14 protein-coding genes are annotated in these 16,662 nt (G+C 75.5%); all 14 read right to left on the bottom strand.

Translation table 11 applies throughout. The annotated features are described in order from the left end of the window. Positions 1-105 precede the first annotated feature (105 nt). On the bottom strand, positions 106-2,862 hold the full coding sequence (locus tag AC07BF_RS12565; protein WP_478333353.1) for an AfsR/SARP family transcriptional regulator: 2,757 nt from the start codon (positions 2,860-2,862) through the stop codon (positions 106-108). Positions 2,863-3,078: 216 nt separating this feature from the next. Next, a complete protein-coding gene (locus AC07BF_RS12560; protein ID WP_363629721.1) occupies positions 3,079-3,921 on the bottom strand; it encodes a hypothetical protein in 843 nt (280 codons plus the stop codon). Then, positions 3,918-5,813, bottom strand: coding sequence for a GMC family oxidoreductase (locus AC07BF_RS12555; protein ID WP_478333343.1), 1,896 nt, complete (start codon positions 5,811-5,813; stop codon positions 3,918-3,920). The genes AC07BF_RS12560 and AC07BF_RS12555 overlap by 4 nt, the downstream gene beginning before the upstream one ends. Further along, positions 5,810-6,169, bottom strand: coding sequence for a hypothetical protein (locus AC07BF_RS12550; protein WP_363585548.1), 360 nt, complete (start codon positions 6,167-6,169; stop codon positions 5,810-5,812). Before AC07BF_RS12550 ends, AC07BF_RS12555 begins: the two co-directional genes overlap by 4 nt. A gap of 315 nt (positions 6,170-6,484) precedes the next feature. Beyond that, positions 6,485-7,531 (bottom strand): TIGR03617 family F420-dependent LLM class oxidoreductase, encoded by a 1,047-nt coding sequence (locus AC07BF_RS12545; RefSeq protein ID WP_363585549.1) that lies wholly within the window; start codon positions 7,529-7,531, stop codon positions 6,485-6,487. A gap of 83 nt (positions 7,532-7,614) precedes the next feature. Then, a complete protein-coding gene (locus AC07BF_RS12540) occupies positions 7,615-8,814 on the bottom strand; it encodes an NADase-type glycan-binding domain-containing protein (RefSeq protein WP_478333342.1) in 1,200 nt (399 codons plus the stop codon). 3 nt (positions 8,815-8,817) lie between these two features. Beyond that, on the bottom strand, positions 8,818-9,426 hold the full coding sequence (locus AC07BF_RS12535; RefSeq protein ID WP_478333341.1) for a phage tail protein: 609 nt from the start codon (positions 9,424-9,426) through the stop codon (positions 8,818-8,820). After that, positions 9,423-11,384, bottom strand: a complete 1,962-nt coding sequence (locus AC07BF_RS12530) for a putative baseplate assembly protein (protein ID WP_363585552.1) — start codon at positions 11,382-11,384, stop codon at positions 9,423-9,425. The genes AC07BF_RS12535 and AC07BF_RS12530 overlap by 4 nt, the downstream gene beginning before the upstream one ends. After that, entirely contained in the window at positions 11,384-11,839 is a 456-nt protein-coding gene (locus tag AC07BF_RS12525; protein WP_350881814.1) for a GPW/gp25 family protein, read from the bottom strand. Before AC07BF_RS12525 ends, AC07BF_RS12530 begins: the two co-directional genes overlap by 1 nt. Continuing rightward, complete coding sequence (locus AC07BF_RS12520) at positions 11,836-12,147, bottom strand: PAAR domain-containing protein (protein ID WP_363585553.1); 312 nt, start codon at positions 12,145-12,147, stop codon at positions 11,836-11,838. Before AC07BF_RS12520 ends, AC07BF_RS12525 begins: the two co-directional genes overlap by 4 nt. Before the next feature lie 60 nt (positions 12,148-12,207). Further along, a complete protein-coding gene (locus tag AC07BF_RS12515) occupies positions 12,208-13,989 on the bottom strand; it encodes a VgrG-related protein (protein ID WP_363585554.1) in 1,782 nt (593 codons plus the stop codon). Continuing rightward, positions 13,986-14,705 (bottom strand): CIS tube protein, encoded by a 720-nt coding sequence (locus AC07BF_RS12510; RefSeq protein ID WP_363585555.1) that lies wholly within the window; start codon positions 14,703-14,705, stop codon positions 13,986-13,988. Before AC07BF_RS12510 ends, AC07BF_RS12515 begins: the two co-directional genes overlap by 4 nt. 58 nt (positions 14,706-14,763) lie before the next feature. Then, entirely contained in the window at positions 14,764-15,192 is a 429-nt protein-coding gene (locus AC07BF_RS12505) for a phage tail protein (RefSeq protein ID WP_363373130.1), read from the bottom strand. Positions 15,193-15,272: 80 nt separating this feature from the next. Continuing rightward, positions 15,273-15,851 carry a hypothetical protein gene (locus tag AC07BF_RS12500; protein ID WP_478333340.1) on the bottom strand — a complete coding sequence of 193 codons (579 nt, stop codon included), beginning with the start codon at positions 15,849-15,851 and terminating at the stop codon, positions 15,273-15,275. Positions 15,852-16,662: the final 811 nt, after the last annotated feature.

The following is a 16,662-nucleotide window of genomic DNA, read 5'->3' as shown; positions in this document are numbered from 1 at the left end:
ATTCCCGCCCCCTTACTCCGCTTTCCGCTCCCGTCTCCCTGCCCCCTCCTCCCCCCCCCCCCCCCCCCCTCCTCCCCCCCCCCCCCCCCCCCCCCCCCCCACCCGCTAGCCGTTCCCGCAGGTCCGTACCGCGGCGGCGCGCGCGTAGTAGTCGGCGGCGTCGGCGGTGAAGCCGTCCTGTTCCGCTAGGCGGCCCGCGCGGTCGAAGTGGTGCCACGCCTCGCCGTTGCGGTCCAGGGTGGCCAGCGCCCTCCCGCAGATGTCCAGGAGCATCGCGCGGCGCGCGACGACCTGGTCCTCCGGGGCGAGGTCGAGCGCGTGCCGCGCGAGGGTGAGCGCCTTCGCCGGTCGCTCGTTCAGCAGGTGGTACCGGGCCAGGTAGTAGGTCGTGAGCATCTCGGTCTGCGGGCTGCCGGCCCTGCGGGCGAGCTGCGCGGCCCGCTCGTAGCCGAGGCCGGCCAGGTTCGTGTCGCCGAGTGCCTCCCGGGCCTGGGCCAGGTTGGCGGTGGCGATCGCCTCGCCCTCGGTGTCGTCGGCGCGCCGGGCCAGGTCGGGTGCGCGCAGCAGGTGCGGCAGGGCCTCCTCGTACCGGCCGTTCTGCCCCAGGACCCAGCCGAGCAGGCTCCTGACGCGGGATTCCGCGTCGGCCTCGGCCAGTTCGACGGCGGAGCCGAGGGCGTGGCCGAGCGGAGCCTCCCAGTCGGCTCCGGGCTGCTGGACGACCAGGGGCCACAGCAGCAGGGCGAGTCGCCACGCCCGGTGGTGGTGCCGGCCGGCGGCGGCCGCCGCGGTGGCGGCGACGAGGTTGCGCCGTTCCCTGGCGTACCAGGCCATGGCCTCCTCCCGGTCGGCGAAGACGGGCGTCGACACCGGCGTCCGGAAGTCCTCCGGGAGCCGGCAGCAGGGTTGGCTGCCCGCCACCGCCGCGCTCGCGGCGGCCAGGGCGGCGTACAGGTAGTGGTCGAGGAGCGGAAGGAGGCGGTCGCCCCCGGGGGCGGGGCCGAGCGAGCGGGCGAACAGCCGGATGAGTCCGTGCAGGGCGTAGCGGTCGTGCCCCCGTTCCTCCACCAGGTTGGCGGCGACGAGGCGTTCCAGCACGGCGCGGCTGCCGGCCGGGCTGTCGTCCGCCAGCGCGGCGACCGCTGCCACGTCGATGTCGGGGCCGAAGTGGTGGGCCAGCAGCCGCAGGACGGCGACCGCGTCGGGCGGGAGGTGGTCCACGCTGACGCGCAGGACGGAGGCGAAGTCGATGCCGTCCACCGCGAGGAACGAGATCCGCCGCTGCCCGTCGCGGAGTTCCTCGACCGCGTCGCCGAGCGAGCGCTCGGGCCGCACCGCCAGCCGGGCCGCCGCCAGTCGCAGGGCCAGCGGCAGCCCGTCGCACAGCCGCACCAGGCGCCCGGCCGCGTCCGGCTCCGCTCCGACCCGGTCCGGGCCGAGGATGCGGGCGAACAGTGCCTCGCCCTCCCCCGGCCCGAGCCGGTCCAGCAGCAGCGGGCGGGCGCAGTCGCCGGCGACCAGGCTCTCCAGCCGGTTGCGGCTGGTGACGACGGTGGCGCAGCCGTGGGCGCCGGGGAGCAGCGGGCGGACCTGGTCGTAACTCAGCGCGTCGTCGAGGATGACCAGGAGGCGGCGGTTCCGGAGCAGCGAGCGGTAGAGCGCCTCGGCTGCGGCGGTGTTCTGCGGGATGTCGTCGGGCTGGATGCCGAGCGCGCCGAGGAAGTCCCGGATGACGAAGGCGGGGTCGGCGATCGGGGCGGTGTCGACGAAGCCGCCGAGCCGGGCGAAGAGCACGCCGTCCGGGAAGTCCGCCGCGGCCTGTTGGGCCCAGTGGGCCACCAGCGCGCTCTTTCCGATCCCGGCCGGCCCGGTGACCAGACAGATGGGCGAGTCGTGTGCGGTGTGCCGCACGGCCGCGTCGAGGGCGGCGAGTTCGCGCTTGCGCCCGGTGAAGCCGGCCGGTCGGCGGGGCAGCAGGAGCGGTCGCCGCAGGTCGTTCGCGCCCGGCTGGCCCGCGCCGCGGTATGCGTCCGCCTGACGGTGCGCGTCAGCTCGGCGGTGCGCGTCCGCCTGGCGGCGGGCGGCCTCCTGCCGGCCCGCGGCCTCCTGTCCGTGGGGGTCCCCGGGCCGGTGCGTGTCCTCCCGTCGGCGTGCGGCGCGTGGCGGGCCGAGGATCCGGTCGTAGGCCTCGACCATCGCGGGGCCAGGGTCGACGCCCAGTTCGTCACCGAGCAGTCGGGCCGTCCGGTGGTAGAGCTCGATGGCCTCGGCCTGCCGGTTCGTCGACAGCAGGGCGTCGAGCAGGAGCGCCACCAGGGACTCGCGCAGCGGATGCCGGTCCGCCGGGCCGCGCAGCACCGCGACGGCCTCTTCGGCGCGCCGGTCGGCGGTCAGCGCCTGGCCGAGCTCCTCCACCGCGCCGAGCCTCGCCTCCTCCAGTTCCGCTGCCGCGGCGACGACCGGGGGTGTGCCGCAGAGTCCGGCGAGCGCCGGGCCGCGCCAGAGCGCGAGGGCCTTGCGCAGCGCCGGGATCCCGGCCGGTGCGCCGTCGCCGGTGCGCGCTTCGGCGACGGCGGCGCGGAACCGCTCACCGTCGATGTGGTCGGACGGTACCTGGAGGAGGTAGCCGTCACAGGCGGTGGCGATGGTGACCGGGCCCACGGGGTGCAGCAGCCGGCGGAGTTGGGAGACGTGCCCCTGGATCACGGTCTTGGCGTGTCTGGGCGGCTGCTCGCCCCACAGGGCGTCGGTGAGGCGGTCGTTGGTGACCAGCGCGTCGTTGGCGAGGAGCAGCATCGCCAGCAAGGTCCGGCGTTTCGGTGGCCCGATCTCGACGAACTGCCCGTTGCACCGGACTTCCACTGGTCCGAGCAGCCGGAATTCCAACAAGGGTCCCTCCCCACTGCCGATCACCTGCGCAATGGGTAAGGCTACCCTTGTCAGTGGACACTCACGAGCACACCCCCAGCTGCGGAGGAGCGGTCAGGGGTGCACGCGAGAACGGCGCCAACGGTCCGCTGCCCGCCCACTCAGATGGTGTCGACCCTGACCGTAACCCGCCCTCGGCGGGCGGGCACATCACCGGACGTAGTAGGCGCGGTTGTGGGCGGCGACCGGCGGGGATTGGTAGGTCCAGACCCCGGCGGCCGGGGCGTCGGCAATCAGGTGGGCGAGGTCGCGGGCGGACTCCTCCGCGGGGTTGCCGAGGTCGAGCCGGACGCGGTCGGCGGTGCGGTCGTCCAGGGCGTAGTAGCGGTAGGGGTGGTAGACGTTGAGCGGGCCGGCGAGCAGCTTGCCCTCGTCGTCGGTGCCGTAGCCGGTGATCGGGGTGTTGTTGACGGATTCGGCGGTGAGGCCGATCAGGTTCACGTCGAGGGCGAGGAGTTGCTCGTCGTGGCGGCGCAGCCCGTCCGCCCCGAGGGTGGCCCGGCGACAGGAGACGGACCAGCGCTCACGCACGGCGGGGGCGTTGAGCGAGGGCAGCGCGGTCTCGAACCAGCCGGGGTGCTTGGGCTCGGCGTACAGGCGGCGCCCGGCGTCGATGGCGAGCGGGTTGTCGCACAGGACGTGCAGGCGGGCGATGCCGAGCAGCTTGGTCTGGTCGTAACCCCGGGCGTACTGGCCGTAGTTGAGGACCGGCAGGCGGTCCCCGGCGAACATCGGGTGGGCGACCAGGTTGATCTCCAGCTCCTCGGTGATGCCACCGCCGTTCGGGTACTGGGCGAAGTACAGCTGGTAGTTGAGGGACACGCAGGCCCCGCCGTCGAACACGGCGGCGGTCAGGCCGGGGTGGCGCTTGCCGAGCAGCTCGCGCGCCCGCTCGGGCTGGACCAGGTAGTCGACGCCGATGTTGTGCAGCGCGCCGTAGTGGAAGGGCAGGTGGTACGGCTCCGGTACGGGCGGGAGCGGCAGGCCGGTCATGGTGTCTCCGGAAAGGCGGGCGAACGGGTGGCAAGCGAAGGAGCGACGCACGAAGGGGTGCCGGGCGAAGGGGCGCCGGGCGAAGGGGTGCCGGGCGAAGGGAGCACGGGCGAGCGAGGCGGGTCGGGGGTCGGCAGCCTGGAGCCGACGGACACCGGGCGGTGCAGGTCCAGCAGGTCCTGGTGGATCCGGTCGGCGCTGCGCAGGGCCAGGGCGGCCATGGTGAGCGAGGGGTTGGAGGTGCCGAGCGAGGGCATCGAGCCGCACCCGACGGCGTACAGGTTGGGGTGGTCCCAGCAGCGCTGCCAGTGGTCGACGACGGAGGTGGCGGGCGAGTCGCCCATGACGTGGGTGCCGCCGGCGTGGCCCGCGCCCCGGTAGCCGTAGGCGGTTCCCAGGTGTTCGAGGCGGCCCGGCCACTGCGGACCGGCCGGGTAGGCGGTGTGGTCCTCGGCGCCGAGCAGGGCGAACAGCTGGTCGGAGACGGCCCGGGCCGAGACCATGCCCGCGCGGACGTACTCGTCGAGGTCGTAGCGGACGGCCGGGCCGGGGAGGCCGAGCGGATCGCGCCGGTCCGGGTCGAGGGTGACCCGGTTGGCCGGGTCGGCGGGCTGCTCCAGTTCGAACTGGAGCGAGAACTGACGGCCGAGCCGGTCGCCGAGGCGTGCCCGCAGCTCCTTGCCGCGCAGCCCGGCGGCCAGCAGTGCGGCCGTCTCCGCCTCGGGGGAGCCACCGGCCCAGGACCAGCCCCAGTTTCCGATCTCGATCCGGAACGGGGCCCGGCGGGCACGGGCCGGGCCGAAGCGGAAGGCCTCCAGGCCGCTGGTGGAGCCGGGCCCCCGGTAGGGGCCGACCTGGCCGGGCATGAGCCCCCAGGTGAGCAGCGCCGGGTGGTCCATCAGGTTGCGGCCCACCTGGTCGCTGCGGTTGGCCAGGCCGGACAGGAGCAGCAGCCGGGCGTTCTCGACGGCGTGCGCGGCGAGGACGACCAGGTCCGCGTCCACCCGGTGGGCCGCGCCGCCGGCCAGGTACTCCACCCCGGTGGCGCGCCCGGTCACCGGGTCGGCGAGCACCCTGGCCACCACGGCCCCGGTGCGCAGTTCGACGCAGGGCGCCCAGCGGGCCTGGGTGCGCAGCGGCGTGTACTTGGCGCCGGTCGGGCAGACCGGGACGCAGCTGGCGCTGCCCGCGCAGGGCGGGCCGAAGCTGTCGCCGGGCCGGGTGGGCAGGCCGTTGCGGGCGTGCGGGGTGCCGGTGACGGCGAGCCGGGCGGGGCCGGGCATGGCGGGGTCGCGGACGGTCCGGCCGTCGAGGGCGTGGGCGAGCCGGCGGTCGAGGTGGCTGGCCGGGATGGCCCGCATGGGGAAGGCGTAGTCGTCCGGGATCGGCAGTCCGACGGCGCGGCGCTGCTCCCCGGCGTCGGCGGCGACGCCGAGTTCGTGTTCGGCTGCGCGGTAGTACGGCTCCAGGTCGTGGTAGCCGATCGGCCAGTTGCGGCCGCGGCCGAGGTCGCCGGTGCGGAAGTCCTCGGGGTGCATGCGCGGGGTGAGGCCGGTCCAGAGCAGTCCGGTGCCGCCGTTGGCGCGCAGGTAGCCGCTGGCGTAGGGCAGCGGGCCGTCCTGCCGGAGGTGTCCGGTGGCGGTGAAGCCGCCGCCGGGGAGCCCGGTGAGGTCGGTGACGTCGAGGGACGGGGCGTCGGGGTCGTGCGGGTAGGGCGAGGTGGGCGGGCCGCCGCCGGCCGCGCGGAAGGCGGCGGCGGTCTCGGGCCCGGAGGGCGCGGCCCGGCCGGCTTCGAGGACGAGGACCCGCCGGCCCTGCGCGCCGAGGCGGTGGGCGACCAGCGTTCCGGCGAAGCCTGCGCCGACCACGACGACGTCCCAGCGGGCGGTCACCGTTCCTCAACCCCTCGGGGGGCCTCGGCCCAGCTGCCGTGGCCGGGGGCGGCGGCGCCGGGCGGGTCGGCGCGGAAGGTCCGCCAGGCCAGGCCCTGGTCGTAGGCGCGGGCGGAGCTGGGCGTCTCGCCCGGCCAGGCGCCGACGTACCAGAGGTGGACCAGGGCGTGGTCGTCGCGGACCCGGTGGGCCAGGGTGGTGCGGTGGTGTTCGTGCGCCATGCCGGTGGCGCGCAGCTCGGGCTCGTCGAAGCCGGTCAGTTCGGCGCACACGCGCAGGAACTCGTCGAAGTCGGCGAGGTCGTCGGGCGCCCCGAACTCGGCGAGGCAGTCAACGGCAGGATGGTCGTCTGGCACGGACAAGCGGGCACCCCCACGGTCGTCGACGGTGGCCAAGACATGACAGACCGTGGGGTGGGTGAAGTCGGCGGCCCGTCACGGTCTGCCAGCGCGATCCTGCCGCCCGCCGTCGTCACCGGGAACCCGTTGCCCGAATGTGCCCGGTCTTGGCCGTCTCCTGCCCGATCAGCCGCCCACCGCGTTCGGTCGGCGGCTGTTTCCGGTCGGGCTACGGGGGCTGGCGCGGGTACGGCGAGGGGTCCGGCGGGACCGGGCGGAGGTCCGGCGAGGGTCGATGAGGGTCGATGAGGGTCGATGAGGGTCCGACGGAGCTCAGCCGAGGGCGCGGACGGCCGCCAGGACGTCGAGGCCCAGCTCCGGGTCCGCCTCCTCCGGCAGGCTGACGGACAGCCGGTCGACCAGGCCCGCGTACCGCCGGGTCAGCTCGCGGGCGACGTCCTCGACCGGACCGGACACCGCGAAGGTGTCGAACACCTCGTCGTCGATCAGCGCGGCCATCTCCGCCCAGCGGCCGCGCACCGAGTGGGTGTGCAGTTCCTCCTGGAGCCCCTCCCACCCGTGCTGGGCCAGCACCGGGCGGTAGGCCGGGGTGGAGGCGTAGAACGCCAGCCGCTCCCGCACCCCCGCCCGGTTGGCCGCCAGTTCCTCCTCCGTCCGGCCGGTGGCGGTCAGCACGCTGCCGGCGACCTCGAACGGACGCGCCGTCCACGGGGCGCCCTCGGCCTCGGCCTGCGCCCGGGCCCCGGTCAGACCGGGCAGCACCTGCTCGGCCAGGTAGGCGGGCGACGAGAACGGGTGGCTGAGGAACCCGTCGGCCACCGCCCCGGCCGTACGGGTCATCAGCGGCCCCACGCCGGCCAGCAGGATCCTCGGCACCCCGGCGGGGACGGGGTCGGGCGAGAAGACCGGCGTCATCATCGTGTGGGTGTAGAACTCGCCCCGGAAGCGCAGCCGTTCGCCGGTCTGCCAGCTGTGCCAGATCGCCCGCACCGCGTGCACGTACTCGCGCATCCGCGCGGCCGGCCGGTCCCAGGGCATCCCGAAGCGCTTCTCGATGTGCGGCTTGACCTGCGAGCCCAGCCCGATGACGGCCCGTCCGCCGGAGGCCGCGTGCAGCCCCCAGGCCTGGTAGGCCAGCGTCATCGGGGTGCGGGCGAAGGCCACCGCGATGCCGGTGGCCAGCTCGATCCGCTCGGTCCGGTCGGCGGCGCGGGCCAGCTGGAGGAACGGGTCGTACGCGGTCTCGGCGACCACCAGGCGGTCCATGCCCCGGCTTTCGGCCCGCTCGGCGGCGTCGAGGATCCCCGCCGGGTGCCCGGAGGCGGTGGCGTCGAGACGGAAGGCGGGGGGTCGGTGCATGGCGGTGCTCCTGGGCGCGGGCTGCGGCGGTACCCGGGTAGCCTCCCACGCCGGCGCCCGGGCCCACCCCCGCAGCCTGCCCCTCAACGCTTGAAGAACTCCACCTCGGCCAGCGCGATGGGGATTCCGGGCCCCGTCCCGGCGGCGGCGCGGACGACCAGCGTCACCTTCACGACGTCGCTGACGCCGGTCAGCACCGTCTGCGGGCCCGGCTTGTCGTTCAGTGTCACCTTCTGCTCGTGCACCTTGCCGTCCGAGGTCGTCATCCGGAGGTCCAGGGCGGTGGGCCGTGCCTGCTGCTGGAACTGCTGCGGCTCGGTGGAGGAGCCGGTGTGGATGATCACGTCCACCAGCCGGAACGGTCGGGCGAAGGGGAAGCTGATCGAGTCCCCGACGTTCGGCGCCCCCCAGTAGGTGTTGCTCAGCCCGTCGACGGTCAGTTTCGCGGGATGGCCCTCGACCTCCGCGCTCGCCGCCGCCCCGGTGGGGGAGATCGCCGAGGCGTCGCGGAGCTTGTCCAGCACGTCCTCGTAGATGTTCCGCCCTGCCGGGTAGAACAGCACGCCCGCGACCACCAGCGCCGCCAGCACGAGCAGCGCGATCATCCGGCGCAGGGTGCTGCCGGAGCCGCCGATGCGCACGCGGCGGCGGAACGGCCAGCGGGTGCGCCACCACGGCAGGGCCGCCACGAGTTCGGTGGGGGTCAGCGGCTCCGCGCACCGCCGGCAGAACTTCCGGTCGGGCCGGTTGGGCGTGCCGCACCGGGGGCAGGGTGGGCCGACCTGGGCCTCGTCGGCCGCGGCCGGGCGGACGGTCGGGCGGGGCGCGACGGGCTTGGCGGGCTGCACCGCCACCGGGTCCGCCGCCGGCTGCCGGGCGGCCGTGGGCTGCGGCGGCACCGCGCCGGGGCGGACCGGCGGCACCTCGGAGGCGGGTGCGGGTACGGGCGTGGGTACGGGCGCGGGTGCGGGCGCGGGTGCGGGCGCGGGCGCAGCAGCGGGCGCGGCGGCGGACGGCCTCGCCGGCTCGGCGGGCCGCGCGGCAGGCGGTTCGGCGGGCGCCGCGGACGGCCGCACGGGCGGTTCCTCGCGGGCCGCACCGGCGGGCGGAGCAGCGGGCGGGTTGGCGCCAGCGGGCGGGGCGGCGGCAGAGCCGGGAGCCCCGGAGGCGGGAGCCGCCGAGGTGGCGGCAGCCGTCCCCGACCAGCCGAGGTAGGCACCGCAGTTGCCGCAGAAGTCGTCCCCGTCCTCGTTGGCCACTCCGCACTCGGGACACGTACGCATTGCTCAGCTCTCTTCCGCACCGAGTGGACCGAGTGGACCGGATGGACCAGGCGGACCGGATGGACCAGGCGGGCCGGGCAGGACCTCCACCCGGCAGGTGAGGTGGACCGGGCAGGACGCCCGGACGACCGCCAGCACCTGCTCCTCGTCCACCGCCGGGGTGCGCTCGGGCCAGACCCGCACCAGCAGTTCCCCGGAGGGCGCGGGCGGCAACTCCGCGCCCGCGGTGGTGGACCAGGCCACGCCGCCGCCGTCCACGATCTGCGCGCCGACGCCGAGGATCAGCCGCAGCCGTTCCCGGAGCCCGCGCCGGGTGCCCCGCCACCGGTGCAGTTCGACCGCGCGGCCGACCACGGCCCGGCGGACCTCCTCCGGCCAGGCCGGGTCGGTCTCGACGGCGACCCAGTCCGCCAGCCAATCGACGAAGTCGGCCGGGGCCAGGCGCGGTTGGAAGTAGGCGGGCAGGTTGTCCAGGGTGGCGAAGACCGGGGCGAGGACGGTGTCCAGGCCCGCGGTGAACCGCTGGGCGAAGTCGTCCTCGGCGTAGAGCGCGGGCAGGAGTTCGCCGATCGGATGCGGGCTGGGCAGCCCGGGGACGGCCGCTCTGCTCATCGCGGACCGTCCGCCGGGAGCGCGGCGACCACGACCTGGTGCTGGTGCGAGAAGACCAGCGCGTCCGGGGCGACGTCGACCCGTTCGGCGGGCGCGCCCCGGCGCCCGGTGATCGGATCCGCCGGGAAGAGCCGCAGTTCCTCGACCGCCGTGACCCCGGCCACCTGCTGGAGCACCGCGAACACCTCCCCGTACTGCACGGCCCGGCCGAACGGCCAGCCCCTTCCGTCGGCGCCGCCGCGCAGCGGGTTGAGGTGCCGGAACAGGGCCGCGAGCGCCGCCTCCCGGACCCGGTCACCGTCCGGGGAGCGGGTCGCGAGCCGGGCGACCACCGTCACCCCCTGGTAGTCGGGCGGTTGGACGACGAGCCTGGTGCCGACGAGCCGCCGCTCGTCCAGGGCCGTCGCGATGGCCGACAGCACCTGCTCGCCGGGGATCAGCTGCTCGAACCGCAGGCGGTCGCCCTCGTCCGCGACCGCGTCGGGGACCACCAGCACCCGCACCGCTCCCGCCTCCCCGGCGACGGCCGGCGCGCAGCGCACCCGGGCCGCCGAGGGGGCGGCCTGCCGGGCGATCAGCTCGAAGTCCCCGGCGGTGACGGCCCGTTCCTGGAGCCGCAGCAGGTGGGGGGCGCGCACCTTGGCGTTCTCCACCGTCTCGCCGTCGACCCCGCCCCTGGCCGCTTCCCGGTTGTCGACCCTGGCCACGTACGGGACGGAGCTGCGCAGCACCGTGATCGTCGCCCGGGCGACGTTCCCGGCGGTGCCGCCGCCCGTGCGGTAGCGCGGTACCCGCAGGTGCGCGCCCTTGGGCGGCACCGCGCCGAAGGCGTGCAGGCCGCCGTCGGGTTCCCGGACGGCGGGCGGGAACGCGAACTCGCCCGTGGTCGCGTCGATCACCACGTGCCGGTCGGTCGGCGCCGAGTCACCGAAGTGCTCGACGGCCGTCCACCGCTCCCAGCCGTCGCCGGCCGCGACCTCGACCACCGGGGGCCCGCCGTCGAGCAGGACGGGCGGCCTGGCGAGCCGGAAGCGCTGGCCCGCGACGCCCTCCGAGGTGCCGAGCGGCGCGTCGGTCACGGTCTGGGCGTGCACGACGGTCGCGGTGCCGCCGACGGTGAACACCTCCGCCCGGCGGATCGTCGGGGACTCCGCGTAGAACGGCTGGCCCGGCTCCGGCGCGGACACCCGGCAGCGCAGCCAGCCCGCCCGGCGCCCGGCGACCACCGAGGCGACCTGCCCGGCGGGCACGAACACCACCACCTCGCCGGGCCGGTTGAGGCCGCCGGTGGTGTCGGAGCCGGTCTCGCAGGCGATCCACCGCGCGCCGTCCCACACCTCCCACGCCAGCGGGGGCTGGCGCGGGTCGACGCCGACGCCCTCGACCCGGCTGTCCAGCCGGACGACGAGGATGCAGCGCGGCACGACGGCCGGCAGCGCGAACAGCATGGCGTCCCCGACCTGGGGGCGCGGCTGGAAGCACGGCACGTCCACGCCGTCGGCCAGCCGCGCCGTGGCGTCGGTCTGCTCCCCCGCGGCGGAGACGGTGACCAGCCGGTCGAGGGAGCTGGGGACGACGGGCAGGTCCTCGGCGGTGGAGAACACCACCGCCTCCTCCGTCTCGGTCCGCAGCGTGGACACCTCGGTGCCCGCCCGCAGCAGCACCGTCTCGGGCTGCGGGGCCGACAGCCAGAAGTCGACCTCCGCGGTCGCCGCGGCCGGCGGGAAGAGCCGGACGCCCAGCAGGTCGAGGAAGGCGGAGTAGTTCTTCTCCGGCACCCGGTTCAGCCGGTAGAGCAGCTGGTCCACCATGTACGCGAAGGTCTCGATCAGGGTGACCCCGGGGTCGGACACGTTGTGGTCGGTCCACTCCGGGGCCCGCTGCTGGACGAACCGCTTGGCCTCGTCGACGAGTTGCTGGAACCGGCGGTCGTCCAGGTTCGGGGAGGGCAGCGCCATCAGCTCACTCCCCCGGTCACGGCGCCCAGGGCACCCGGGACGTCCTGGACATCCGGGGCGTCCGGCGAGCTCGGGATGGTGTAGAAGGGGAAGACCAGGTTGCGGCGGTCGTTGGTGGACCGCACGGTGTAGTGGACGTCGATGTAGAGCGTGCCGTCGTCGACGGTGTCGAAGGCGATCACGACGTCGTCCACCTCGATCCGCGGCTCCCAGCGTTCCAGCGCGGTGCGCACCTCGCGCGCGATCCGGCCCGCCGTGCCGCCGTCGCTCGGCGCGAACACGTACTCGTGGATGCCGCAGCCGAACTCCGGGCGCATCGGCCGCTCCCCGGGGGCGGTGCCGAGGATCAGCCGGATGGCCTCCTCGATCTCCCGGTCCCGGTCCACCATGCCGATGCCGCCGGTGGCGTTCACTCGCAGCGGGAAGGCCCAGCCTCGCCCGATGAAGCCGCTCACGCGACGCCCCCGATCAGCACGTTGAACGCGCCGGTGACGATCTTCGCGCCGCAGGCCGTCTGGTCGCCCACCCGCGCCGCGGGCAGCCCCCCGATCAGGACCAGGCCCCCGGCCGCCGCCTTGGGGCTGGGCATGACGACGTTGCCGGGCCCGAGTTCCACGTGCGGCACGCACACGTGCAGGCTGCCGGTGACGGCGGCCGGGCGGCCGCCGATCAGTACGGTCGCCGCCGCGAGGGCGCCTGGCGGCGGGGTGGTGATGGCACCGCCGTCGCTGGTGGTGTCACCCATCCGGGCTGCGGGGGGCATCTGCGTTCTCCAATCGGGTGGTTCGAGGGGGCCGGAGGGTCGGGCCGTGCCGACGGTGGTTCAGTTGATGCGCACGAGGGCCGCCTTGAGCACCGCCAGCGCTCCGCCCTCCACGGTGACCTCGGTGCGGCCGGTGACGTTCACCGATCCCCCGCGCAGGTTCACCGCCCCGGCGCCGGCGTCGATGGTGATGCCGGTGGAGGACAGCCGCACCGAACTCGCCGCCGCCGCACCGGCCGCGCCGAAGACGGTCAGGACGATCTCGCCGTGCTGCTCGTCCAGCCGCACCTCCAGCTTCCGGTCCCCGCTGGCCAGCCGGACGCCGGACTGGCCGCCCGGCACGTCCAGCAGTTCCAGGCGGTGGCCCGAACGGGAGACCAGCGAGCGGCGGTTGACCTTCCCGCCGGCCGGGTCGACCAGCGGCACCTCGTGCGGCGAGGGCTTGTCGACGCCGTTGTAGAGGCCGCCCAGCACGTACGGGCTGTCCAGGCTGCCCTGCTCGAAGCCGACCAGCACCTCGTCGTTCACCTCGGGGCTGAACACGCCGCCGCCGCCCTGCCCGCCCCACTGGACGGTGCGCACCCAGTCGGAGACGTAGGTGTCGTCCAGCCACGGGAACTTCAGCCGCACCCAGCCGCGTTGCGCGCCCCCCGGCTCCCGGACGTCGGTGACCACGGCGATGGCCAGACCGGGCATCCGCGGCCCGCGCGGCACCGCGCCGCCCCCGGCGACGAGCCCCGCGAGGGAGCGGTCCGGCGCCGCGCTGACCACGACGGTCGTCCGGTAGCCGCGGTAGGGCTCCAGCAGGTGGCGCACCGCGGTGGCCGTGTAGCGGCCCGAGAAGGCGGCGCCGACGTTGCCCAGGGCGACCGGAACACCCGCCCGCAGTTTCGGGTTGCCCTCGACGACCGCCTCCAGCTCGCCGAACCCGGCGGCCACCGAGGCGGCGACCGACCCGGCCGCGGCCGCCGTCTCCGCCTGCGTGCGGTACGGGGTGTCGGTGACGGTCATCCGCGCCTTCCCGGCGAAGGCGGCGGCCGCCGTCGACGGGCTCATCCCGGGCCGCACCGTCTCGCTGGCCACCGACGGCTCCGTGGCGACCAGGGCCTTCTTGGTGAGGACGTTCCAGCCGCGCACCTCGACGGTGTCCGCCCCGCCGCCGCCCGTCAGCACACCGCGCAGCTCCAGCAGGTTGCGGCCGTACTCCAGGACCATCGGGTTCTGCGGAGCGGGCGTCGAGGGGGCCGGGGCCGAGGAGGCCTGCTCGGGCTTGACGAACTCCAGCAGCCCCTCGTCGTCCGCCCGCACCTGCGCGCCGCTCTCCTGCGCCAGGTACTGGAGGAACTCCCAGTCCGAGACGTTGGCCTGCGACAGCTGCTCGTGGACAACGGGGAACGCGTCGACCCGGCCGCAGCCGAGCCCGGCGCCCGCGGCGACCTGACGGACGATGTCCGCCGTCGACATGTTGCGGAACGCCTTCACCCGGCGCCCGCGCATCAGCCGGTGGGTGATGGCGGACGCCCGCACCACGGTGAACGAGCCGGTGGTGTCCACGTCCAGCTCCAGCGCCGTCACCTCGCCGGTGAACAGCCGCACCTGCGCGTTGCCCTGCACCGTCATCACGGAGACCCGCAGCCGGGTGCCGATGGTGACCCCGGTCGCGGAGAGGAAGGTGTGGTCCGCGTCGCGGAACATCAGCACGGCCGTGTCGGGCAGGCCCGTACTCTCCTCGATGTCGCAGGAGACCAGCTGGGCCGCCCAGACCGGCGGCAGCGGGCCGGGCGCCTCGACGATCGGATCCGCGGCGAAGGAGCGGCCGCCGCGTGCCTCGGGAGTGGTCATGACCGCCCTCCTCGGGTGGGCTCGTCGATCCCCGGCACGATCAGTTCCACCCCGGGGACGAGCACCATCGGGTCGTCGATGTCGTTGGCCTCGGCGATGGTGCGCCACGCCGTCGCGTCGCCGTACTCGCGCCAGGCGAGCAGCGGCAGGCTGTCGCCCGCGATCACCCGGTGGGTGCTGCGCGCCTCCATCGAGCCGGAGGTCGGGTTCTGGCCCGGCGTGTCGACACTGGCCTCGTCGATGGTGAACGAGCAGGTGGCCCGCAGCGGCTTGCCGTCGACGTCGAAGAGCGAGTAGGTGACCTGAAGGCCGGTCAGCACCCCGTTGAACGACGTCGTCGACGACGTGCCCCAGTCCAGCCGGATCCACGGGCTCGCCGGCTTCTTGCGCGCCAGGCTCGCCGGAGTCGGCACACAGGCCGTCATCAGCTGCTCCACCGCCTTTTCCACCGAGTCGTCATGGGTCGCCGTCGCATCGAGGAACACCTCCATGGACAGCGAGCGGGGCCCGCTGCCGACGAACTCGGGCAGCGCGGACTCGGCGGCCATCCGGGATGGGGTACGGCGCCACTCCGAGGACTTCCGCAGCACCAGGCTCGACGGGTTGAACTGGAGCGGGAGCCGCGCGATCACCCCGCCGGGCTGGGCGCCGACCGTCGCCGGCGGCTCCATGATGGCCAGTTGGGCCCGGGTGACACTCGCGGGGACCTCTGACATCCCGCACCTCCTTCCGTTCGTCGTCCGATGGGTGGCCTGCGCCGGGTGCGACGCGCCGTCACGATGACGGGCGCAGCCCGGCGTGGGCGATCTCCAGGGACTCCGTCGCCGCCTGCGAGTTCGCCGGGTCGAACGACGGGCCCTGCCAGCGGACGGGCACGATGCCGAGCACCTGCCAGCTGACGATGGGACTCAAGTCGGGCCGCAGGGCCACGATTTCACCGTTCTTGGGCTGGACCCGCCGCACGGTCTCGTCCAGCCAGCGGGCGATCTTGACGGTGTCCGCGGTGACCGCACGGGTGAGCGTGATGTTCGACCAGGTGATCCGGCCCGGCAACTGCCAGGAGAAGCCGTTGTTGCCGCCCTCGGCGTACTGGTGGATCTCGACCTCGGCACCGAGCCCCGAGCACGTCGTGAACTCGCCCAGGTCGTTGCCGCCGATCGTGAGCTTGAAGAACACGCTCGTCGCGAAGATGTTGTCGGTCATTCCTGCCTCCGTCGCCCTGCCCACCTACCACTACCACCTGCCACCTGCCACTGCCCGTCTGCCCGCCGCGCCCCGAGCGCTCAGCGACGGCCGTCGTACGGCCGCCCGGCGCGCTCCCTCCCCCTGCGCAACTCCGCGCGCAGCAGCCGTCCGACGGGCTCGATCAGGCGCCGGGCCAGTTCGTCGAGGTCGGCCCCCGACGGGGACCCGGTCGACGATCCGCCGCCCGGCTGCGGGGGCCGGGCCGCGGTCGGCGGCGGGGACGAGGCGGTCTGGACGGTCACCGGGGTGCGGGCCGGTACGGCGGTCAACGGCACCCCGGACAACCCCGCCTGCTCCGCCACCCGTTGCAGCACCCGGGCCGTCTCCGTCGAAGGCCGCGCCGGCCCGGACGGCCCTGAAGACGGGCCCGCGCCGGCCCGGGACGGCGCGGTCCACGACCACGACCCGGTGCGCAACGGCGACTCCCCGCCTGCCCCCGGTCCGCCGAAGCCGCCCCCCGCGACGCCCGGCGCCCAGGCGCCACCGCTCGGCAGCGGCGGCGTCGCGGACGCGGGCACGGCGGGGCCGGCGGGCCCGGCGACCGGCAGCCGCTGGACCATCGCCGGAGCCGCCGGGGACGCCGGGGCGCTCGGCGGGGTGAGTCGTACCAACGGCACGCTTGGAACACGGCCGCCGGAGGAGGCAGCGGGCGCGGACGCAGGACGCCCCCCGCGACCGGCGGGGACGGTGGCAGGCGCCGACGCGTCGTCGGAGAACGCCGGTCGCACGGCCGCCTCGACCGGGCCGGGGGCGAGGGCAGGGCCAGCGGCAGCAGCGGCAAGGCCCGCGACAACAGGGCCGGCGGACACCGAGCGCTGCACGCTCGCAGCGCGCCCGACACGAGAGGCGCCCACGGCCGCCGGGCCGGCATCGGCCACGACGACCGGGGGTGCTGGACGCTCCCCGTGCCGCACCCGCCCGGCGGGAACCACGACAGGCACCGCAGCACCTCGCGGCTCCGCCGACCGGACACCCGGCTCGACGGGCCTCGGGCCGCCGGAGACCGACCGCTGCACCGCCGGACCACGGCCGCCACGCTCCACAGCCGGCGGCGGCACGGGAGTCTCCCCGCGTCGCGCCCGCCCGGCCGGGGCGGTGTCCGGCGCTACGGGCTGCCCGTCCGACGCCTCCGGGCGAGGTCCCCCGACGGTCGTCGAACGCTGCACACCGGCCCGCCCCGCAGGAGGACCGCCGTGCTCCGACCGGCGCGTATCCGCCTCCATCGGGCCGGTACCGGGGCCGACGGCCACCGGACCGGTGCCATCAGTCGCCGGACCCCGCACACCCGCACGCCCCGAGGAGGCCCCACCGCGCTCCGACGGCCGCGGCCCCCGCGCCGCCGAGCCTGCCGACGCCGATGAACGCGCATCCGCCTTCACCGGGCCGCCGCCGCCGGCCGCCGAACGCTGCACGCTCGGACGCCTCACG

It is taken from the genome of Kitasatospora sp. NPDC043950 (assembly GCF_056435345.1).
Note: the sequence above shows the minus strand (reverse complement) of the source record. Positions and strands in the feature narration are given on the sequence as shown.